Origin of the sequence: Prevotella sp. DNF00663 (assembly GCF_001553265.1) — a bacterium.
In the GTDB taxonomy this organism is placed as follows: Bacteria; Bacteroidota; Bacteroidia; order Bacteroidales; family Bacteroidaceae; genus Prevotella.
Window position 1 is genome coordinate 1 of the sequence record NZ_KQ960599.1, and the last position, 21,396, is coordinate 21,396.

The 21,396-nt window shown below is 40.5% G+C and carries 20 protein-coding genes; 15 read left to right on the forward strand and 5 right to left on the reverse strand.

What is annotated here, in order from left to right:
• Positions 1 to 107: 107 nt before the first annotated feature.
• A complete protein-coding gene (locus HMPREF3034_RS02590) occupies positions 108 to 902 on the reverse strand; it encodes a DUF5715 family protein (RefSeq protein WP_036898503.1) in 795 nt (264 codons plus the stop codon).
• A 238-nt stretch (positions 903 to 1,140) separates the two neighbouring features.
• Between HMPREF3034_RS02590 and HMPREF3034_RS02595 the strand changes: the two genes are divergently transcribed.
• The 14 genes from HMPREF3034_RS02595 (at position 1,141) to HMPREF3034_RS02660 (ending at position 17,781) form a co-directional block, all read left to right on the forward strand.
• Positions 1,141 to 2,145: a PhoH family protein gene (locus tag HMPREF3034_RS02595; protein WP_062432927.1), complete on the forward strand. Its 1,005-nt coding sequence runs from the start codon at positions 1,141 to 1,143 to the stop codon at positions 2,143 to 2,145.
• A 28-nt stretch (positions 2,146 to 2,173) separates the two neighbouring features.
• On the forward strand, positions 2,174 to 3,124 hold the full coding sequence (locus HMPREF3034_RS02600) for a phosphoribosylaminoimidazolesuccinocarboxamide synthase (protein WP_036898507.1): 951 nt from the start codon (positions 2,174 to 2,176) through the stop codon (positions 3,122 to 3,124).
• Between the two features lie 27 nt (positions 3,125 to 3,151).
• Positions 3,152 to 3,886, forward strand: a complete 735-nt coding sequence (ubiE, locus tag HMPREF3034_RS02605) for a bifunctional demethylmenaquinone methyltransferase/2-methoxy-6-polyprenyl-1,4-benzoquinol methylase UbiE (RefSeq protein ID WP_036898509.1) — start codon at positions 3,152 to 3,154, stop codon at positions 3,884 to 3,886.
• 27 nt (positions 3,887 to 3,913) lie between these two features.
• Positions 3,914 to 4,660, forward strand: coding sequence for a shikimate dehydrogenase family protein (locus HMPREF3034_RS02610; protein WP_062432930.1), 747 nt, complete (start codon positions 3,914 to 3,916; stop codon positions 4,658 to 4,660).
• Between the two features lie 4 nt (positions 4,661 to 4,664).
• A complete protein-coding gene (locus tag HMPREF3034_RS02615) occupies positions 4,665 to 5,828 on the forward strand; it encodes an AIR synthase-related protein (protein WP_062432955.1) in 1,164 nt (387 codons plus the stop codon).
• 36 nt (positions 5,829 to 5,864) lie between these two features.
• On the forward strand, positions 5,865 to 6,977 hold the full coding sequence (prfA, locus tag HMPREF3034_RS02620; RefSeq protein WP_036898527.1) for a peptide chain release factor 1: 1,113 nt from the start codon (positions 5,865 to 5,867) through the stop codon (positions 6,975 to 6,977).
• A gap of 4 nt (positions 6,978 to 6,981) precedes the next feature.
• A complete protein-coding gene (pyrF, locus tag HMPREF3034_RS02625) occupies positions 6,982 to 7,803 on the forward strand; it encodes an orotidine-5'-phosphate decarboxylase (RefSeq protein ID WP_062432932.1) in 822 nt (273 codons plus the stop codon).
• An 8-nt stretch (positions 7,804 to 7,811) separates the two neighbouring features.
• Positions 7,812 to 9,032: an HD domain-containing protein gene (locus HMPREF3034_RS02630; protein ID WP_062432936.1), complete on the forward strand. Its 1,221-nt coding sequence runs from the start codon at positions 7,812 to 7,814 to the stop codon at positions 9,030 to 9,032.
• 47 nt (positions 9,033 to 9,079) lie between these two features.
• A complete protein-coding gene (gene lpxD / locus HMPREF3034_RS02635; protein WP_062432958.1) occupies positions 9,080 to 10,114 on the forward strand; it encodes a UDP-3-O-(3-hydroxymyristoyl)glucosamine N-acyltransferase in 1,035 nt (344 codons plus the stop codon).
• Between the two features lie 16 nt (positions 10,115 to 10,130).
• The gene (locus tag HMPREF3034_RS02640) at positions 10,131 to 11,516 is read left to right on the forward strand and encodes a bifunctional UDP-3-O-[3-hydroxymyristoyl] N-acetylglucosamine deacetylase/3-hydroxyacyl-ACP dehydratase (RefSeq protein ID WP_036898535.1); all 1,386 of its coding nucleotides are present in this window, start codon (positions 10,131 to 10,133) and stop codon (positions 11,514 to 11,516) included.
• A gap of 18 nt (positions 11,517 to 11,534) precedes the next feature.
• Positions 11,535 to 12,305, forward strand: a complete 771-nt coding sequence (lpxA, locus tag HMPREF3034_RS02645; RefSeq protein ID WP_036898538.1) for an acyl-ACP--UDP-N-acetylglucosamine O-acyltransferase — start codon at positions 11,535 to 11,537, stop codon at positions 12,303 to 12,305.
• Entirely contained in the window at positions 12,306 to 13,208 is a 903-nt protein-coding gene (miaA, locus tag HMPREF3034_RS02650; protein WP_062432938.1) for a tRNA (adenosine(37)-N6)-dimethylallyltransferase MiaA, read from the forward strand.
• An 83-nt stretch (positions 13,209 to 13,291) separates the two neighbouring features.
• Positions 13,292 to 15,775 (forward strand): transglycosylase domain-containing protein, encoded by a 2,484-nt coding sequence (locus HMPREF3034_RS02655; RefSeq protein WP_062432941.1) that lies wholly within the window; start codon positions 13,292 to 13,294, stop codon positions 15,773 to 15,775.
• Positions 15,776 to 16,011: 236 nt separating this feature from the next.
• A complete protein-coding gene (locus tag HMPREF3034_RS02660) occupies positions 16,012 to 17,781 on the forward strand; it encodes an AAA family ATPase (protein WP_062432944.1) in 1,770 nt (589 codons plus the stop codon).
• Here HMPREF3034_RS02660 and HMPREF3034_RS02665 read toward each other — a convergent pair.
• From HMPREF3034_RS02665 to HMPREF3034_RS02680, 4 genes are read right to left on the reverse strand one after another with little or no spacing between them, the layout of a single operon-like run.
• A complete protein-coding gene (locus tag HMPREF3034_RS02665; protein WP_062432947.1) occupies positions 17,771 to 18,376 on the reverse strand; it encodes a Maf family nucleotide pyrophosphatase in 606 nt (201 codons plus the stop codon). The genes HMPREF3034_RS02660 and HMPREF3034_RS02665 overlap by 11 nt on opposite strands.
• 12 nt (positions 18,377 to 18,388) lie before the next feature.
• Positions 18,389 to 18,907 carry a KdsC family phosphatase gene (locus HMPREF3034_RS02670; protein WP_036898551.1) on the reverse strand — a complete coding sequence of 173 codons (519 nt, stop codon included), beginning with the start codon at positions 18,905 to 18,907 and terminating at the stop codon, positions 18,389 to 18,391.
• Positions 18,908 to 18,911: 4 nt separating this feature from the next.
• Positions 18,912 to 19,694, reverse strand: a complete 783-nt coding sequence (locus HMPREF3034_RS02675; RefSeq protein WP_036898554.1) for a Rossmann-like and DUF2520 domain-containing protein — start codon at positions 19,692 to 19,694, stop codon at positions 18,912 to 18,914.
• A 7-nt stretch (positions 19,695 to 19,701) separates the two neighbouring features.
• A complete protein-coding gene (locus tag HMPREF3034_RS02680; protein ID WP_062432950.1) occupies positions 19,702 to 20,226 on the reverse strand; it encodes a nitroreductase family protein in 525 nt (174 codons plus the stop codon).
• Between the two features lie 93 nt (positions 20,227 to 20,319).
• Here HMPREF3034_RS02680 and HMPREF3034_RS02685 point away from each other — a divergent pair, with 93 nt between their 5' ends.
• Positions 20,320 to 21,294: a GNAT family N-acetyltransferase gene (locus HMPREF3034_RS02685; RefSeq protein ID WP_062432952.1), complete on the forward strand. Its 975-nt coding sequence runs from the start codon at positions 20,320 to 20,322 to the stop codon at positions 21,292 to 21,294.
• Positions 21,295 to 21,396: the final 102 nt, after the last annotated feature.

The following is a 21,396-nucleotide window of genomic DNA, read 5'->3' on the forward strand; positions in this document are numbered from 1 at the left end:
AGAGAGTGTATCAATTTTGACACACCCTCTTTGCTGTTTTCATGCCTCATACTAACAGCAATCCTGCTGATACCTTGCAGTAAATTCTAAAAAGTCGCTATGCTTTATTACTTCACCGTGATATGGAAACAACCTTGATGAACCTCATACTTCACATAGCATCTGTTGTCCTTACGAATATCATCTAAAACTTCACTCAGAATCCATTTCAGCGTATCATTCTGCACTTTACGACGCGGCTCATCCGGTCGTTCCACTGTCTTATATCTATTATAGCACACATCAAAAGTAGTACCATACAAGTGGCAACTGTTTTGAGTGGCATTTCCGTTATGACTACGAAGACGAGATACATCATCTTTACTACGCATCACACTCGTGACAATAATCTTATGTAATGGAATACCTTTCACTTGAAGACTATCAAAATAGATACGTCCAATATCCTGTAAAAGCACGGCAGCCTTAGGTACCAAATAAGGAATACTGCTACGAAGACGGTCTACATAGAAATAAGGATTGCTACCGACATATACCAATTCTGCCTTGCGATGCTCTGCCTCATCTCGATTTTTTACCGGCTGGACGCCCCATTTTGTTGCAGCCTGTAACTGCACATCATTCATATCCGGAAACGTTTTGCCAAAGTGAGGAACACTATAAATACGATGAGGCTTTTCACCATCTCGCAAATAGATTCCATGAGTAGAGACATTCTCTGTCAAATCCACACGACTATTGCTAATGGAATCTATGCCAATACTGTCGTTAACTTCTTGATCTGCAACGGTATTCTCCTGTGCTATATCTCCGGCTACACTTGGGAAAAAAGTCCGAACAGCTCCCAAAACGACGATAACAATTCCAAATCCCTGCAAATATCTTTTTTTACTGATTTTCATATAAAAAACAATGTTTTCAAGAAGAGCCTGCCCAACAGCAGAATGACAGCAGAATGACATCAATATAACATAAGGAATTTCAAACTCTTCAAGCCGTACGGTTGCAAAGTTAGCAAAAAGAAAAGAGAGCAAAGAGAGCCCAAAAGTAATTTTTCATTATTTATCATTTCAAAATACATTTCCTTGTTACATTCATTGAAATTTCGTATTTTTGCATCCAAATAAAGTATCAATAACGTTGATAGAGAAACATATTGTTTTAGAAGATATAGACCCTGTTGTATTATATGGGGTAAATAATTGTCATCTTCAGGTCATCAAGTCGTTATTTCCCAAATTAAGGATTGTTGCAAGAGACAACGTCATCAAGGTTTTGGGCGATGAAGAAGAAATGGCCATTTTTGAAGAAGACATTGAGCACATGCGTAAACATGTACTTCGTTTTAATGCCATCAACGACGAAGACATCTTAGACATCATCAAAGGAAAACAAACCAAAGAAGAAGCCGTAAAAGGCGTCATCGTTTATAGTATCTCCGGGCGTCCCATTAAGAGTCGCTCAGAGAATCAACAAAAATTGATTGACGCTTTCGAGAAGGATGATATGATTTTTGCTGTCGGCCCGGCAGGTACAGGTAAAACCTATCTGAGTATAGCTTTAGCCGTCAAAGCTTTGAAAGAGAAGACTGCTAAAAGAATTATTTTAAGTCGCCCCGCCGTTGAGGCCGGAGAAAAACTAGGATTTCTTCCCGGTGATATGAAAGACAAGATAGATCCTTATCTGCAACCCTTATACGATGCGCTTGAAGACATGATTCCACCGGTCAAGCTGCAAGACATGCTTGAAAAGCATATCATACAGATAGCTCCTTTGGCCTTTATGCGAGGAAGAACCTTTAGCGATGCCATTGTCATACTTGATGAAGCGCAGAATACAACGCCTCAACAAATTCGTATGTTCCTAACTCGAATGGGTTGGAGCACCAAGATGATAATCACGGGAGATATGACTCAGGTGGATTTGCCCAAAGAAAAGAAGAGTGGATTGCGTGAAGCATTATCCATACTCAGCAATACCGAAGGTATTTCTGTTATCAAACTGGATGGCAAAGACATCGTCAGACACAAGCTCGTGACAAGAATTGTAGCCGCATTCGATGCTTATGACAAGAAAAATAATGCCGTAGACAAGCAGCTAAAGAGTACGGACAAAACAACTAGCAAGACCTCTACAACCACATAATAAGGAAATCCTATTAATTATAAATAAAATGAAAGCATTAACAAAGACCGAATTCCATTTCGATGGACAGAAGAGTGTTTACCATGGTAAAGTACGTGATGTCTATGATATCAACGACGATTTGATCGTAATGGTTGCTACCGACAGAATCTCTGCTTTTGATGTCGTTTTACCAAAAGGTATTCCTTTCAAGGGACAAGTGTTAAATCAGATTGCGGCAAAGTTCCTTGATTCAACACAGGACATCTGCCCCAACTGGAAGCTGGCAACTCCCGACCCAATGGTTACAGTCGGTCTAAAATGCGAAGGATTCAGAGTAGAAATGATTATTCGTTCTATTCTTACAGGTAGTGCATGGCGAGCTTATAAGGAAGGATGCCGAGATTTATGCGGTGTCAAACTTCCGGAAGGCATGAAAGAAAATCAAAAATTTCCTGAACCTATCGTAACTCCTACCACAAAAGCAGACGAGGGACACGATATGAATATCTCCAAAGAGGAAATCATTGCCCAAGGTATCGTCAGTGAAGAAGACTATGCCGTAATCGAAGACTACACTAAGAAACTCTTTGCACGTGGACAAGAAATAGCAGCCAAGCAAGGATTGATACTTGTAGATACAAAGTATGAATTTGGAAAGCGCGATGGAAAGATTTATTTGATAGACGAAATCCATACTCCCGACTCTAGTAGATACTTCTATGCAGACGGATATGAGGAGAAGTTCGCTAAAGGTGAACCACAAAAGCAGTTGAGTAAGGAGTTTGTACGCCAGTGGCTGATTGAACATAATTTCATGAACGAACCCGGCCAAACGATGCCTGAGATTACCGATGAATATGCAGAGAGCGTAAGCGAACGCTACATAGAACTGTACGAACACATTACGGGCGAGACTTTCAATAAGGCAGCTATAAGCGATAATATAGCTTCGCGCATCGAGAAAAACGTAAAGGAGTATTTGGCTTCGCGTAAATAAGGCATACCATTTAATTCATTCCACAGAGTGTACAAGCAAGAAAAAATAATCCCATACAATGGAAACGGGCGCAAGGGTGAACATGTAGAGCAGATGTTTGATAACATTGCTCCGACCTATGACACACTAAACCACCGGCTTTCATGGGATATTGACAAAGGATGGAGACAAAAAGCAGTTAATAAATTGGCTGCTTACCACCCCCAAACGATGCTCGACATCGCTACAGGGACAGGAGATTTTGCCATTCTATCGGCTCAAATACTGAAACCATCTTCATTAATAGGAGCTGACATTTCTGAGGGAATGATGGAAATTGGGCGTCAAAAAGTAGAAGAAGCAGAGTTGGGGAACATCATAACTTTCCAAAAAGAAGACTGTATGAATTTAAGTTTCCCCAACGAGACTTTTGATGCAGTGACCGCAGCCTTTGGTATTCGCAACTTTGAAAATCTAGATCAAGGACTCAAAGAAATGTATAGAGTACTGAAAACTGGTGGACATCTATGCATTATCGAGTTGACTGAGCCAGTCTCTTTCCCTATGCGAAACCTGTTTAGAATATATTCACACACCATTCTCCCACTCTATGGGAAACTCATATCCAAAGATAACAGTGCATACAAGTATCTATCTGCAACGATTGAAGCTTTCCCTCAAGGAGAAACGATGATGAACATACTAAAACAAGCAGGATTCTCCAAGACTAGTTTCAAGAGATTAACATTCGGTATCTGCACACTATATACCGCAGAAAAATAATTATTCAGAGCTAAAGCACTTATAACTATGGATAAGTATGGACTTATAGGATATCCACTTGGGCACTCATTTTCTGTAGGCTTCTTTAATGAGAAATTTGAGAATGAGAACATCAATGCAGAGTATATCAACTTTGAAATTCCCAATATAGAGAGCCTCCCGGAGATTATCACATCTAATCCGGAACTTAAAGGATTCAATGTGACCATTCCTTATAAGCAAAAAGTGATGCGCTATTTGGACTATATCAGTCCGGAAGCAAAGGAAATTGGTGCCGTCAATGTAGTCAAGATAGACCACAAAGGCAAAGATACCATCTTGAAAGGATATAATAGTGATGTCACCGGCTTTACCAAAAGTATAGAACCACTATTGGAAGCTTTTCATAAGAAAGCTCTCATCCTCGGTACTGGCGGAGCATCCAAAGCCATAGAATACGGTCTGAAATTGCTCAATATAGAGACTCAGCTAGTTAGTAGAACTAGAAAACCGGGAATCATACAATATGAAGACATTACTCCGGATATGATTCAAGAATATAATGTCGTTATTAATTGTACACCCTGTGGAATGTATCCTAAAGCCGATGAATGCCCAGAATTGCCCTACGAGGCTATGAATACAAGAACACTTTTATATGATTTAATATACAATCCGGATGAAACCCTCTTCATGAAAAGAGGTCTAGAATATGGAGCTACGGTAAAGAATGGCTTGGAGATGTTGCTATTACAAGCCTTTGCTAGTTGGGACTTTTGGAATGAAAACGAATAATATTATGGACAATAGATATATGATGCGCGGCGTAAGTGCTGCCAAGGAAGATGTGCATAATGCCATCAAGAACATTGATAAGGGTCTTTATCCACAAGCCTTTTGCAAGATTATCCCTGATATACTAGGTGGAGATCCGGAGTATTGTAATATCATGCATGCGGATGGAGCAGGAACCAAATCCTCACTCGCATATATGTATTGGAAAGAAACCGGTGATATAGATGTATGGAAAGGTATTGCCCAAGATGCAATCGTGATGAACACAGACGACTTACTCTGTGTAGGAGCAGTGGATAATATCCTTGTTTCAAGTACGATTGGCAGAAACAAGATGCTCATTCCGGGTGAAGTAATATCTGCCATTATCAATGGTACCGATGAATTATTGACTGAAATGCGCGATATGGGAATCGGAATTTGGCCTACAGGAGGTGAGACTGCCGATGTTGGCGACCTCGTTCGGACGATTATTGTAGACTCTACTGTCACTTGCCGTATGAAGAGAAGTGACGTCATCGACAATGCGAATATACGTCCGGGGGACGTGATTGTAGGTCTTAGTTCTACCGGACAGGCTACATACGAGAAGACATATAATGGTGGTATGGGAAGTAATGGGCTGACAAGTGCCCGCCATGATGTATTCTCTAAGTATTTGGCCAAGAATTATCCAGAAAGCTATGATGCTGCAGTTCCGGACGAGTTGGTATATAGCGGTAAGTATAAGCTGACAGATTCTGTAGAAGGTACTTCACTCAATGCAGGCAAGTTAGTTCTCTCTCCCACCCGCACCTATGCTCCGGTCATTAAGAAAATACTAGATCAACTGCGTCCAGAAATACATGGTATGGTGCACTGTACGGGTGGAGCCCAAACTAAAGTTCTTCATTTTATCAATGATAATTGTAAAGTCATCAAAGACAACATGTTCCCGATTCCTCCACTATTCAAGGCGATTAAAGAATGCAGTGGTACGAATTGGAAAGAGATGTATCAGGTATTTAACATGGGACATCGCATGGAAATCTATGTAACTCCTGAAGTAGCAGAACAGATTATAGATATAAGCAAATCATTTAATATAGATGCACAGGTGATAGGACATATAGAAGAAGGTGAGAAATCGCTGACCATCCATTCCGAATACGGCATCTTCAATTACTAATATACATTATTATAATAATATTTAAGCAAATACTATATGCCAGAATACAACAGCTTGCTAGACAAACTAGACGGGCTTGAAAGCAGATATGAAGAGGTCTCAACACTCATTACAGACCCAAATGTCATTGCAGACCAAGCCAGATATGTAAAACTGACAAAGGAATATAAGGACTTGGGCGACATCATGGATGCTCGCAAGAGATACATTAATTGCCTGAATGCCATCAAAGAGGCTAAAGATATCATCGCCAATGAGAGCGATCCGGATATGAAGGAAATGGCTAGAGAAGAGTTAAATGCAAACGAAGCTCTCCAACCGAAACTAGAAGAAGAGATTAAGATTGCACTTGTTCCTAAAGATCCGGAGGATGCCAAGAATGTACAAATGGAGATACGAGCCGGTGCAGGAGGTGATGAAGCATCGCTATTTGCCGGCGATTTATTCAACATGTACAAAAAATATTGCGATTCAAAGGGATGGAATTTATCAATAACAGCAATCTCGGAAGGTGCTGTAGGTGGTTTTAAGGAAATTGATTTCGCAGTTAGTGGAGACGGTGTATATGGCGTATTGAAATATGAGAGTGGTGTACATCGTGTACAACGTGTACCCGCTACAGAGACCCAAGGACGTATGCATACAAGTGCTGCAACTGTTGCCGTATTGCCGGAAGCAGACAAATTTGAAGTCAATATCAATGAAGGCGACATCAAATGGGATACCTTTAGAAGTTCTGGAGCAGGTGGTCAGAACGTAAATAAAGTTGAGTCCGGTGTACGATTGAGATATCCTTGGAAGAATCCTAATACTGGAGAGACCGAAGAAATCCTCATAGAATGCACGGAAACACGAGACCAGCCCAAGAATAAAGAGCGTGCTTTGTCTAGATTACGTACTTTCATATACGACAGAGAACATCAAAAATATGTAGACGACATTGCTAGTCGTAGAAAGAGTTTGGTTTCTACTGGTGACCGTTCGGCTAAGATTCGTACATATAATTTCCCACAAGGACGTGTCACAGACCATAGAATTGGATACACGACACATGATCTTCAAGGATTCTTGGGCGGAGATATACAAGCTATGATTGACGCTCTAACCGTAGCAGAGAATACAGAAAAAATGAAAGAAAACGAATTATAAGGATATGGAACGTAAACAACTGATTGAACAAATATTTACCAAGGGTTCGTTTCTATGTGTAGGTCTCGATACAGACATCAAGAAAATCCCTGCTTGTCTCTTGGAGTTGGAAGACCCTATCTTCGAATTCAATAAAGCGATCATTGACCATACAGCTCCCTACTGTGTCTCTTATAAACCCAACTTAGCCTTTTATGAGAGCTTAGGTATCAAGGGGATGATAGCATTTGAGAAGACTATAAGTTATCTAAAAGAGAATTATCCCAACCATTTGATTATAGCAGACGCTAAAAGGGGAGACATTGGGAATACTAGTACCATGTATGCTCGCACATTCTTTGAGGAATATGATGTCGATGCATTGACGGTTGCCCCCTATATGGGTGAAGACAGTATAACTCCATTCCTAGCATATAAGAACAAGTGGGTGGTCGTTCTAGCTCTCACTAGCAATAAGGGATCACACGATTTTCAATTGATGCAAGATCAAAATGGTACCCGCTTGTTTGAACAACTACTGAGAAAGACACAGGAATGGGGTAATATAGATAATATGATGTATGTGGTTGGCGCCACTCAAGGAAGCCTATTTGCAGATATTAGGAAGATTGTACCAGACCATTTCTTATTGGTTCCGGGTGTCGGAGCACAAGGAGGCAGTCTACAAGAAGTATGCAAATATGGAATTAATAAGGATTGTGGACTACTTGTAAACTCGTCTCGGGGAATTATCTATGCCAGTTCGGCAGATGATTTTGCCGTGGTTGCCGGCGAAAAAGCCAAGGAATTACAAGAACAAATGAAGGCAGAACTAGATAAACTCTAATTCTTTGGATGAACGATAGTAAGATTATCAACGACCCTGTCTTCGGCTTTATCAAAGTATCAACAGGTCCATTGCTTGATATTGTGAGCCATTCTCTTATGCAGAGGTTGACTCGCATCAAGCAATTAGGGTTGGCTTCTGCCGTATATCCGGGAGCTCAGCATACTAGATTCCAACACTCATTAGGAGCTTTTCACCTCATGAGCGAAGCTATTTCTTCCTTGCAACAGAAAGGAGTTTTTATCTTTGATAGCGAGGCGGAAGCCGTACAAGCAGCTATTCTCATGCATGACATTGGACATGGTCCATTCTCTCATGTGTTGGAAAATACCTTAATTCATGGGATTTCGCACGAAGAGATTTCGTTGATGATGATGGAGCAAATCAATAAAGAGATGAATGGTGAACTTAATCTCGCCCTCCAAATTTTTAAAGACGAGTATCCTAAACACTTTTTGCACCAACTGATAAGCAGCCAACTCGACATGGATAGGCTTGATTATCTCAGACGAGACAGCTTCTTTACAGGTGTTACAGAAGGAAATATTGGCAGCGCTAGAATCATTAAGATGCTTAACATGGTGAACGATGAACTTGTCATTGAGCAAAAAGGCATCTATTCCATCGAGAATTATCTTACGTCGAGACGTTTGATGTACTGGCAAGTATATCTTCACAAGACTGCTGTTGCATGCGAAAGAGTCTTAATAAACCTCTTACTTCGAGCAAAATACTTAGCTTCTCGTGGAGAAGATATTTTCGCATCACCCCAATTAAAGTACTTTTTATACAATGAGATAGATGCATCTTCATTCAAAAAAGATAAAAAAGCATTCCAAGCCTATGAGATGTTAGACGATAATGATATTTGGAGTAGCATCAAAGTGTGGACACAACACTCTGACTTCATATTATCAACACTCGCTAACAACTTAATCAAAAGGAATATCTTCAAAGTTGAAATCCGTGAAGAACCATTATCACAAGAGGAAAAAGACGATTTATTACGAGAATTAGCACAAAAAGCTAACATTAGTAGAACAGAGGCTCTGTATCTCTTCAGCGAAGTAGAAATACAAAAAGATATGTATGAACTTGATGAAGACCATATATCAATACTATACAAAGACAATTCCATCAAAGATATCAGTGAGGCCTCAGACATCTTAAACGTTTCACTACTTTCCCAAAAAATTCGCAAATATTACATTTGTTATCAGAGATTATAAATAATAATTGCTATATTTGCACTATTAATACAACCTGATTAATGAAGATGGAATTTACTGCACAACAAATTGCCCAAGTTGTACAAGGGCGTGTAGAAGGTGATGAAAACGCAACCGTTAACACTTTTGCTAAAATAGAAGAAGGCACTCCCGGAGCAATTTCTTTTCTATCGAATCCCAAATACACCCATTATATATATAGCACAGAATCTAGTGTTGTACTAGTAGACGAATCCGTAGAATTAGAGAAACCAGTTAAAGCAACGTTGATTCGTGTGAAGAGTGCATACGAATCTGTCGCAAAACTATTACAAATATACGAGGCCTCAAAGCCTAAGAAAGCTGGTATTGATAGTCTAGCATTTATTTCACCAACAGCTAAGATTGGTAAAGATGTATATATTGGAGCATTCAGCTATATTGGAGACAATGCCAACATTGGAGACGGATGCCAAATATATCCGAATACAGTAGTTGGAGATAACGTTACTCTTGGCAGCGAATGCCTCTTATATCCGCATGTGACTATCTATCAAGGATGCAAGATTGGCAATCGAGTTACCCTACATGCTGGTTCTGTTATTGGTTCAGATGGATTTGGGTTTGCCCCTAATACCGATGGTTATAGCAAGATTCCTCAAATTGGTATTGTCATTATAGATGATGAAGTAGAAATTGGAGCGAACACTTGTATTGATAGATCGACAATGGGCGCTACCCGAATTAAGAAGGGAGTCAAATTAGATAACCTTGTACAAATAGCTCATAACACTGAGATAGGAGAAAACACTGTCATGTCAGCTCAAGTTGGTGTTGCTGGTTCTACAAAGGTTGGAGACTGGTGTATGTTTGGTGGACAAGTGGGAATCGCCGGCCATGCAAAGATTGGTAATAAGGTATTCCTTGGTGCCCAAAGCGGTGTTCCCGGAAATATCAAAGATGATTGTACACTCATAGGCACCCCACCAATGGCCCCAAAAGCCTATTTCAAATCTCAAGCTATATTCCGTAAACTACCAGAAATGTACAAACAACTGAGTACATTACAGAAAGAATTAGAAGAACTAAAAGGAAAACTATAAAGATTTAAGATACTATATGTCAAAACAAAGGACACTCAAAGGAAGCTTCTCACTTTATGGTAAAGGACTGCATACCGGCCTTAGCTTAACAGTTACGTTTACTCCGGCTGCAGAAAATACTGGCTATAGAATTCAAAGAATAGATCTAGACGGACAGCCTATCATAGAAGCTATTGCAGAAAATGTTGTAGACACACAAAGAGGTACTGTATTAGCAAAGGGTGATATCAAAGTATCCACCGTTGAACATGGCATGTCTGCCTTATATGCTATGGGCATTGACAACTGTCTTATTCAAGTTAATGGACCTGAATTTCCTATATTGGACGGTTCAGGCGCTATGTATGTGCAGAAGATTCAAGAAGTTGGAATCGAAGAACAAAACGCAGAGAAAGGCTACTATATCATTCGTCATAAGATAGAAGTAAAGGATAAAAAGACTGGTTCTACCATCACAATACTTCCAGACGACCAGTTTAGTATCACGGCTATGTGTTCTTTTAACTCAAAATTTATCAATAGCCAATTTGCAACACTCGATAATATAGAAAACTTCGCTACAGAAATTGCCCCAGCAAGGACTTTCGTTTTTGTCCGCGATATTGTTCCTCTATTAGAAGCAAACCTCATCAAAGGTGGCGACCTCGACAATGCTATCGTCATTTATGAGAAAGAAGTGTCACAAGAGAAGCTAGACCAACTTGCTGATGTATTAAATGTTTCCCGTATGGATGCAACGAAAATTGGCTACATCCAGCACAAACCTTTAATGTGGGAAAATGAATGTACACGTCATAAATTGCTAGATATTATTGGCGATATGGCTTTAATAGGCAAGCCTATCAAGGGTAGAATCGTGGCAACACGCCCCGGCCATACCATCAATAACAAGTTTGCGCGTCTCATGCGTAAGGAAATCCGTAAACACGAGATACAAGCACCGATATATGATCCCAACGAAGAGCCACTCATGGATAATATACGAATAAGGGAACTACTCCCCCATCGTTATCCCATGCAGCTGGTTGACAAGATTATATCAATGGGTTCTACTAGCATTGTCGGCGTTAAGAATGTCACAGCCAACGAACCTTTCTTCGTAGGTCACTTCCCGCAAGAGCCGGTAATGCCCGGTGTATTACAGATTGAAGGTATGGCACAATGCGGTGGTATTCTCGTTTTGAGTCAATTAGAAGAACCCGAAAAATGGTCTACTTACTTCATGAAGATAGATAATGTTAAGTTCAGACAGAAAGTAGTGCCCGGGGACACTCTTCTCTTCAAAGTAGAATTATTGCATCCCGTACGTCATGGCATCAGTTCCATGAAGGGATATATGTTTGTAGGTGATAAAGTTGTATCAGAAGCAACCTTCACAGCTCAAATAGTCAAGAATAAATAACTATCTATACGAGATTATATGAATCAAATAAGTCCATTGGCATTTGTACATCCTGATGCAAAGTTGGGAAATAATAACATAATTGGTCCCTTTTGTTATATAGATGCCAATACTGTTATTGGAGATAACAATACATTCCAAAATAGCGTTACTATCAATATTGGTGCACGTATTGGAAATAACAACGAAATATTTCCGGGAGCTAGTATTAGCACCAAACCGCAAGATTTGAAATTTAAAGGAGAAGAGACTACTTGTGTTGTTGGTGATAACAATAGCATCCGTGAGAATGTGACTATATCTCGTGGAACAGCCTCAAAAGGCGTTACTATTGTCGGCAACAATAATCTTTTGATGGAGAATATGCATGTTGCCCACGACTGTGTGCTTGGTAATAATTTGATTATCGGCAATTCTACGAAGTTCGCAGGCGAAGTTACGGTCGATGATAACGCTATCATCAGCGCGACAGTACTATGCCATCAATTCTGCAAAATAGGAAGTTATGTCATGATTCAAGGTGGAAGCAGATTCTCACAAGACATTCCGCCTTATATCATCGCAGGCAAAGAGCCCATTCGTTATGCCGGAATCAATATCGTAGGACTCCGTAGACATGGCTTCAACAATGAACTTATCGACCTCATCCATGAGACTTATCGGCTGTTATACAGCAAGGGAGTTCTTGCAGAAGGAATTCAAGAAATCCAAAACAACTTGCAGATTACTCCGGAAGTTCAATATATCATAGACTTTGTGCAAACTTCAAAGCGTGGTATTATTCGATAAATGGACAATACATTAATTGTCATTTTAGGCCCGACAGGAGTTGGCAAGACAGCACTTTGTATCGATTTTGCCAAACATTTTGCATCTCCTATTGTCAATGCAGATTCTCGCCAAATCTTTGCGGAAATGCCTATTGGCACTGCTGCTCCAACTCTTGAGCAGCAAAACATTGTAAAGCACTACTTTGTCGGTAATCATAAGATTACCGACTATTATAGTGCTGCCATGTACGAACACGATGTTCTACAACTACTCCCGACCATTTTTACTCCCGACCATTCCAAAGTCATCCTGACAGGTGGTAGCATGATGTACATAGATGCTGTGTGCAAAGGAATAGACGATATACCCACTGTCACTCCAGAAATTAGAGAACAGGTGATGTCTATCTACCAACAACATGGCCTAGACTATCTTGTTGATATGCTACAACAATTGGATCCTGAGCATTGGGCGATTGTTGACAAACAGAATCCAAGAAGAGTTATCCATGCCATTGAAATATGCATGATGACAGGAAAGACCTATTCCTCTTTCAGAACAAATACACATAAAAAACGACCTTTCAATATAATCAAGATTGGATTAAACAGAGAGCGAGACATTCTTTACCAAAGAATCAACGAGCGTGTTCTTCAAATGATGGAACAAGGGCTTCTAGAAGAAGTAAAATCATTACTTCCTTATAGACATTTAAATGCCTTAAATACAGTAGGATACAAAGAATTATTCAACTATCTTGATGGAAATATTACATTGGAAGAAGCTGTTAGGCAAATACAATCGAATACAAGAAGATATATGCGTAAGCAACTTACTTGGTTCAAAAGAGACTGTGAGATAACTTGGTTTTCTCCCGACAACATTAAAGAAATTATAAATTATATCGAAAGCAAGACATAGATTGTCTCTTAATTCGTACATTTGCAAAGAGTTCTACGTCATTCATTATCAAGAATAAGGGGCAATAGCTCAACAATCCTATTATGAACAAAATAAAAAGTATTATCAACCGGTGTTTTGATTACTGCAAAACATTTTGGGCATGGTACAAAAGACAATACCAAGGGCAACCTTGGTATCGCAAGGGCATCACAGCATTATGCTCTGCACTAGTTGCTTTTATCCTATATTTAGGATTAGTAGACATGAACTTCCTGTGGCTGTTTGGCAAGAGTCCCGGCTATTTTTCGGGCATAATGGATCCCCAGACAAGTCAAGCTTCAGAAATATATAGTGCTGATGGTAAGTTAATAGGTAAATACTTCAATGAAAATAGAACCCCTGTAAAATATGAAGAAATCAATCCAAGTTTCTTCAAAGCCCTCATTGACACCGAAGACGAACGCTTCTACAAGCATTGGGGAATTGACCCTATCGGCTTGTTTGCAGCCGTTAAAGATGCCGTTTTAAAACATGATGCTCGTGGTGCGTCTACCATTACACAGCAATTAGCTAAAAACATGTTTAGAGTCAGAACCCAATATTCCACAGGACTATTGGGGAAGATACCCGGCATCAAAATGCTCATTATGAAGAGTAAAGAGTGGATTATAGCCGTTAAACTAGAAACAGTCTATAGCAAAGAAGACATTCTTACCATGTATGCCAATACGGTAGACTTTGGTTCAAATTCCTACGGAATCAAGACTGCAAGCAAGACGTATTTCAATACTACGCCAAAGGAAATGACAACAGAACAGGCAGCTGTATTAGTCGGTATGCTAAAAGCTACAACTTACTACAACCCAAGGAGTAATCCACAAAACAGTCTTGCTCGTCGAAACACCGTACTCAACAATATGGTACGTCATGGAGACCTATCCAGAAACGTTTGCGACTCTTTATCTGCCCTTCCCATCAAGCTCGATTTCAAGGTAGAAGAAAATTATGACGGACAAGCAAAATATTTCCGCGAAGCCATTTCCAACTATCTAAAGAGTTGGTGTGAGGAGAGTGGTTACGATTTATATAGCAGTGGGCTTAAAATCTACACCACTATTGATACACGAATGCAAAAATATGCGGAAGAAGCTGCGACCAAGCAGATGCGCCAAGTACAGCAAAACTTCAACAACCACTGGGGCAAGAACGACCCTTGGGTAGATGAAAAAGGCAACGTTATACCTCATTTCATTGAAGACATTGCACAAAGACAGCCTGTTTACAAATATCTTCTGTCTAAATACCCCAACAATCCCGACTCTATCAATTACTATTTGAATAAGCCGCATACAGTTAAGTTGTTCGACTATACTAAGGGAACGATAGAGAAAGAAATATCTACCATGGACTCTATTCGCTACATGGTTCATTTCATGCATTGCGGTTTTGTTGCCATGGAACCACAGACAGGAGCCGTTAAGGCATGGGTCGGTGATATAGACTTCACTTCATGGAAATACGACAAGGTGACTGCTATGCGACAGCCCGGTTCCACTTTCAAACTTTTTGTATATACAGAAGCAATGAATCAAGGTCTCACACCATGCGACAAGCGCCGAGATGAGTATATTTCCATGCAAGTCTTCGATAAGAAACTAAACAAAGAAGTGACATGGACTCCATCTAATGCAAATGGTTCCTTCAGCGGTGATAGTATGCCACTGAAAAGTGCTTTCGCCAGAAGTATCAACTCAGTGGCTGTTCGTCTCGGACAAGAGATGGGCATACGCAGAATTATTGAGACAGCACACAAGATGGGTATTAAAAGCCCTCTAGACGAGAATCCCTCTTTGGCTCTAGGTTCTAGCGACGTCAACTTGCTAGAGATGGTAAACGCTTATTGCGTCGCAGCAGCCAATGGAGTGCATCATGAGCCAGTACTTGTTACCAGAATTCTAGATAAAGATGGCAATGAAGTCTACACAGGCCCCACCACTTCAGAGCAAGCTATCCCTTATCGGAGCGCGTTCCTCGTACAACAACTGTTGCAGGCAGGTATGCGTGAGCCGGGTGGAACCAGTCAATCGCTATGGGGATATGTCGGTGATTATCGTGATACCGAGTTTGGTGGTAAGACCGGAACCTCTAACAACCACTCTGATGCATGGTTCATGGCCGTCAGTCCGAAACTGGTTTGTGGCGCATGGGTAGGCGGTGAATACCGCAGTATCCACTTCCGAACAGGAGCATTAGGCCAAGGTAGCCGAACTGCCTTGCCTATATGTGGGTACTTCTTGAAGTCCGTCTTTGCCGATCCTACATTCCAAGCATATCACGGAAAGTTCGATAAGCCAAAAGATGATAACATTACAAGCGACATGTACAACTGCCAAAGCTATTATCAACCGGCCAAACGTGATACAACACAGCAAGATTCTATCATCTCCAGTGACGAAATAATACTTGACGAGAACGGAAATCCTGTTATCAAGACTACTACCGGAGAGAATGGTAAAACAACAGAACAGCAGGGAGAGAAAAAAGAGAAACCGCACGAAGAGGAAGTAAATTTCGACAACCTCTAAACGGTTTCTCACTCATAGCGCTTCACTCTCAATTCACTGCAGAGTCTTTTCAGCAATGCTGGTAAGTCTCTGCAGTAATGCTGAAAAGCCCCAACAGTATTGCTGTAAACACGTTGCAATCACCAAGTTTACGGATAAACGAGCTTACAACTAGGCCAAATTATATAAAAAGAAGGAGCACTCTTGCCTATTATCAAACCATTTAAAGCTATATAGCTATTTACAAACTGTACACCATGCCGGATAGTAAACAAAAGAACACTGACACTTCGCATATTGATCTCGATAATCCTGAGTTCCAAAATGCGTTACAAATTGTTCAATATACCCACCAATCGCTCTTCCTCACAGGAAAGGCCGGTACCGGCAAGTCTACTTTCCTACGTTATCTAGCTGCCAATACTCACAAGAAACACATTATCCTTGCCCCCACAGGTATTGCTGCAATCAATGCCGGCGGTTCTACCCTTCACAGTTTTTTCAAACTTCCTTTCCACCCATTACTGCCCGACGATGTGAGGTATAATGCACGGAATATTAGAGATACATTGAAATATAACAAGGAAAAAATCAAACTGATAAGGGAAGTTGAACTCATCATCATTGACGAGATTTCGATGGTGCGTGCCGACATTATTGATTTCATTGACAAGGTGTTGCGCATCTATAGTCGCAACATGCGAGAACCTTTTGGTGGTAAACAACTACTGTTCGTGGGCGATATCTACCAGTTGGAACCTGTATTAAAGGAAGATGAACGACAGCTTCTTCAGCCCTATTACCCCTCAAAGTATTTCTTTGATGCCCGCGTTTTCCGTGAGTTTCTATTGGTTTCCATCGAATTACAGAAAGTATATCGCCAATCCGACCCTACATTCATCAATATCCTCGACCATATCAGAACGGCGCAAGTAGGCAATACCGACCTTGGGTTGCTAAACACTAGATACAATCAGCAAGAAAATATAGAGCAATCAGGACTGGTCATTACCCTATCCACCCATCGCGATACGGTAGACTATATCAACAAAGAGCATTTGAATAAACTCGAAGGAACATCATCTATCTTCTACGGAATCATAGAAGGAGAATTCCCGGAGAGTAGCCTTCCTACTCCTATGGAACTGGAATTGAAAGTTGGCGCACAGATTCTATTCATCAAAAACGACCGAGAAAAGCAGTGGGTTAATGGCACATTGGGCACCGTCATAGGCCTTGACGATGCACAAGAAGGACACATCTATATCTTGACAGAAGACGGAAACGAAGTAGATGTAGAGCAAGAGATTTGGAGTAATGTCAAATATTCCTTCAACGAAACAGAAAAGAAGATTGAAGAAAACGAGATTGGTACCTACCGACAGTTCCCTATCAAACTCGCGTGGGCAATCACTATTCACAAAAGTCAGGGACTAACTTTCTCACAAGTCAAAATAGATTTGACCGACGGAGTATTTGCCGGTGGACAAACCTATGTAGCTTTGTCGCGTTGTACATCGCTTGATGGACTCTATCTTCAACAGCCTATCAAGCGCGAAGACATCTTCGTGAGAAACGACGTTGTTAATTTTGCCCGAAATTATAATAATACTCGTCAAATCAACAAAGTACTACAACAGAGCAAGGCGGACAAAGAATATGCCGAAGCTATACGCTGTTTCGACAAAGGAAACATGCAAGCCGCTCTCGACAATTTCTTCTTGGCCATACACAGCAGATATGATATTGAAAAACCTGCACCTAGACGACTCATCAGAAAGAAACTCAATCAAATCAATTTGCTCCAATCCCAAATAGTAGATATGGAAACTAAGCTAAAGGAACAAGAACAAATGTTGAAGAGACTAGCTGTAGAATACTTCGTCATGGGCAAAGAATGTGAACACGAACACATGACTGCCGCTGCCATTAAGAATTACGAAAAGGCACTACAACTATGCCCTGATTATCAGGAAGTAAAAAGAAGGCTGAAGAAACTCCAGCCTAAAAATACTTCTAAGAATTGATGTTTCCCGAATAAAGAAAATCAAAATCAAATTTATCGCATAGCACTTGATAGATTCGTTGCACCGGAAGTCCCATCACATTATAGTAACTTCCCGCCAATGCCGTGACTCCAATATAACCTATCCATTCTTGAATACCATAAGCTCCGGCCTTATCCATGGGATGATAATGATCTACATAAAAATCAATTTCTTGCGAAGTGAAAGTTTTGAAAGTAACATCGGAGACAACTTTAAAACTCTCAGCATGGCTTAATGCAGTCAAAGAAACACCTGTTACCACTTGATGTCTCTTGCCACTTAGGCTTCTCAACATCTCTTTAGCCATCTCAGCATCATGAGGTTTACCCAATATCTGCCCATCCAAGATGACAACCGTATCGGCCGTCAATAGCAAGTCATTTTCTCGTAAGTCGTCAAAATAAGCAGCAGCTTTCTTCTTGGATAGATACAACGGTACTTCTTCGGCCACAATCTCTTGAGGATAGGTCTCATCAATATCCGACTTCACCATTACTTGAAAAGGAATATTCAATCCTGCTAACAACTCCTTACGACGGGGAGAGTTGCTCGCTAATATCAAATTATATTTCATTTTGTCTTCTCTTTACCATCCAAATGCACGGTTATCTTGCATCCATTTACCTTGTGTACGTAAAATTTGTTCGATAACATCACGCCCACATCCTTGTCCACCTGCCCACTGGCTGACATAAATACTAATATCCTTAATGTCTGGACACGCGTCTTTCGGACAACAAGGGCACCCTACTCTACGCATGATTTCATAGTCGGGAATATCATCTCCCATATAGAGCACCTCTTCATCGGATAGATTGTACTTTTGTAAAAACTCATCATAAGTCTTTATCTTCACACTACATCCCATGTAAACGTCTTCCACTCCAAGTCGAACATATCGTAGTCTAACCGCCTCTGTCTTCCCTCCTGTGAGAATAACTATACGTAGACCTAGTCGCATAGCCAATTGTATGGCATATCCATCTTTGATATTGACTGTACGTAGAGGTTCTCCATCAGAGGCCAACGTAATGGTCTGTGCTGATAAGACACCATCTACATCGAATATAACTGCTTTTATTTTATTTAAATCGTAAGGTATCATAAGTCTATTTCTCTTGTTTACATGACGACAATAAAATACTCTGAGACATTCTATTATATATATCCTGCATGAGGGTATCGTTGCTTAACAACTGGCTCTGCATCTCAATAACCTTCTCATCATGACGAGCAGCCGGCCCTGTCTGCGCTTCGTGTGGTGCCATATCGTGTACTTTCTTGACGGTCTCTTCTATCAACGGTAGCATGGCATCGAATGGTATACCATACGGCTGAAGGATTCTGGCAGATAAATCAAAACAATGATTCACAAAATTACATGCAAAAACCGCCGCCAAATGCAGATATTTCCGATTGTCAGAACTCATCTCATATACATGAGTAGAGAATCCCTCGACAAGTGTTCGCAATGTACAAAGGGCATCGGTATCGCTCGCTTCTATGAAAAATGAAACGGCATGGATATCAAGACTCTTTTTCTTAGAAAAGGTCTGCATGGGATATATCACACCGTATCGTTGCACCTTGCCGACAAAGATATTCATAGGCAGGCTTCCGGCTGTATGTACAAAGAGAGCTTTTTCGCGAGTTGGGCACAACGAAGCAATAACATCGCCCACCACATCGTCTTTCAAAGATATGATATAAATCTCTGCATCGCTGACGACATCACGAATGTTGCTGGTAGGAATTGCTCCTATCCGATCGGCTAAGAGCCGTGCCGATTCATCTGTACGGCTATATACTTGAGCGATTTGGTGTCCCGCTGCATACAAGGCGCAACCTAGATGCGTCGCAACATTACCCGCTCCTATTAATACAATCCTCATCTATACTCTATTTAATATAGTGTACTTGCTCCCACTTCAGTTTTTCTTCATCTTGCGATTTGCGTTCATCGACCCAATGACCAATAGCCAAGACACACAAAACCTCTTGCTTCTCATCTAGACATAAGAGTTTCTGAATAACGGAAGTAGCGCTGGTTCCGTCTTTCTTATATCGACCACGAATCTGTATCCAGCAACTTCCAAGTCCTAGTTCTTCAGCCTGATATTGCATACTGATAGCAGCGATTGCCCCATCCTCAACCCAACAACTATTTTGTTCAACATCTCCTGTAACCACAATGGCCATAGGAGCATCTGCCAAGAATGCACTTCCGGCATCTTTAGCCATTGACATTTCTTTTAAGACTGCGGCTTCTGTAACCACCACAAACTGCCAAGAGCGCTGATTTTTTGAGGTTGGCGACATCAAAGCTGCTCGAAGTATCAAGTGTAAATCTTCTTCAGAGATGCGCTCAGTCGTAAACTTTCGATGACTACGCCTAGACGCCACCAAGCTTTTAAATTCTTTCATAAATAGCAATTTATATCTTACAAAGGTAACCAATCTCTTTATAAATCGTGCCCATAAGTTTGACTTTTACAAAATATTTGTTATTTTTGCGACATGGTCGGAGTAACTGTCAGAATCATATCGAAAAGCATTGACTTACCGGACATAGAATATCGAAACTTCTTTCATAGCAAAGAATTCTTCAATATCGTGAAACACTCTCCGGAACAAACACCTTACATGGCCGTGGCAGAAAGAGATGGTGAATGTATAGCCCACTTGCTTGCTACTGTCAGAAGAAGAGGTTCGCTGCTTCCACCTTATTTATATTCACAAGGAAGAGTCTTTGGAGAGGGAGAATATAAAGATGAGAGCGAAAAGGTAGAACTATTTGAATTGCTACTAAAAGCTATCACAAAAAAACTAAGAAGACGTCTCTGCCTGTATATAGAGTTTAGTGACATCAGCCAAAAGATGTTTGGCTATAAAACATTCCGACAAAACCATTACTTTCCTGTCAGTTGGCAAGAGATTCATAATTCACTTCATAGCAAAACACCAGAAGAAAGACTAACTGCAAAGCAACTAAAACGGATCAACAAGATTTATCAAGCGGGATTAGAAACTCGCGAGGTAGGAAACCTCAAGGAGCTAAGCAAACTATATCAGATATTCAAAAGATATTACAGGACTCGTCTCCATCGCTTTCTTCCTTCAGAACATCATTTCCAACAACTCTATCAAAGCACAAATGTTAAATGCTTCGTCACCACCTATAAAGACAACATCATTGGTGGAGCAGTATGTGTGTATTCCGATGGAAATGCATATCTCTGGCATTTTGCTTCCAAGAAGAAAAGACACCCACGGTTGCACCCTAATTTCATGACAGTGTGGAATACGCTCAAATATGCGTACACTCATAATTACGCCCATCTATTCTTTATGGATGCAGGATTGCCATTTAAGCGAAACCTTGTAAGAGAGTTTACCTTGAGTTTTGGAGGTAAACCTGTTGCCAAATACAGATGGTTTAGATGTACTATACCATGGATTAATTCATTCCTCGCATGGATATACAAAGAATAATACCTGTCATGAATCAGACACTAGGTGAATATTGGAAATTATTTTGTACATCATTACATATTATTGCTGTCCGCTAAAAATGAATTGAAAGCCTGCACTCCC

Bases quoted from the DNA above. Each gene is read 5' to 3' on its own strand.
- HMPREF3034_RS02590 (WP_036898503.1), bottom strand. From the start codon at position 902: ATGAAAATCAGTAAAAAAAGATATTTGCAGGGATTTGGAATTGTTATC.
- HMPREF3034_RS02600 (WP_036898507.1), top strand. From the start codon at position 2,174: ATGAAAGCATTAACAAAGACCGAATTCCATTTCGATGGACAGAAGAGT.
- HMPREF3034_RS02610 (WP_062432930.1), top strand. From the start codon at position 3,914: ATGGATAAGTATGGACTTATAGGATATCCACTTGGGCACTCATTTTCT.
- HMPREF3034_RS02615 (WP_062432955.1), top strand. From the start codon at position 4,665: ATGGACAATAGATATATGATGCGCGGCGTAAGTGCTGCCAAGGAAGAT.
- prfA (WP_036898527.1), top strand. From the start codon at position 5,865: ATGCCAGAATACAACAGCTTGCTAGACAAACTAGACGGGCTTGAAAGC.
- pyrF (WP_062432932.1), top strand. From the start codon at position 6,982: ATGGAACGTAAACAACTGATTGAACAAATATTTACCAAGGGTTCGTTT.
- HMPREF3034_RS02630 (WP_062432936.1), top strand. From the start codon at position 7,812: ATGAACGATAGTAAGATTATCAACGACCCTGTCTTCGGCTTTATCAAA.
- lpxD (WP_062432958.1), top strand. From the start codon at position 9,080: ATGGAATTTACTGCACAACAAATTGCCCAAGTTGTACAAGGGCGTGTA.
- HMPREF3034_RS02640 (WP_036898535.1), top strand. From the start codon at position 10,131: ATGTCAAAACAAAGGACACTCAAAGGAAGCTTCTCACTTTATGGTAAA.
- lpxA (WP_036898538.1), top strand. From the start codon at position 11,535: ATGAATCAAATAAGTCCATTGGCATTTGTACATCCTGATGCAAAGTTG.
- miaA (WP_062432938.1), top strand. From the start codon at position 12,306: ATGGACAATACATTAATTGTCATTTTAGGCCCGACAGGAGTTGGCAAG.
- HMPREF3034_RS02655 (WP_062432941.1), top strand. From the start codon at position 13,292: ATGAACAAAATAAAAAGTATTATCAACCGGTGTTTTGATTACTGCAAA.
- HMPREF3034_RS02660 (WP_062432944.1), top strand. From the start codon at position 16,012: ATGCCGGATAGTAAACAAAAGAACACTGACACTTCGCATATTGATCTC.
- HMPREF3034_RS02665 (WP_062432947.1), bottom strand. From the start codon at position 18,376: ATGAAATATAATTTGATATTAGCGAGCAACTCTCCCCGTCGTAAGGAG.
- HMPREF3034_RS02670 (WP_036898551.1), bottom strand. From the start codon at position 18,907: ATGATACCTTACGATTTAAATAAAATAAAAGCAGTTATATTCGATGTA.
- HMPREF3034_RS02675 (WP_036898554.1), bottom strand. From the start codon at position 19,694: ATGAGGATTGTATTAATAGGAGCGGGTAATGTTGCGACGCATCTAGGT.
- HMPREF3034_RS02680 (WP_062432950.1), bottom strand. From the start codon at position 20,226: ATGAAAGAATTTAAAAGCTTGGTGGCGTCTAGGCGTAGTCATCGAAAG.
- HMPREF3034_RS02685 (WP_062432952.1), top strand. From the start codon at position 20,320: ATGGTCGGAGTAACTGTCAGAATCATATCGAAAAGCATTGACTTACCG.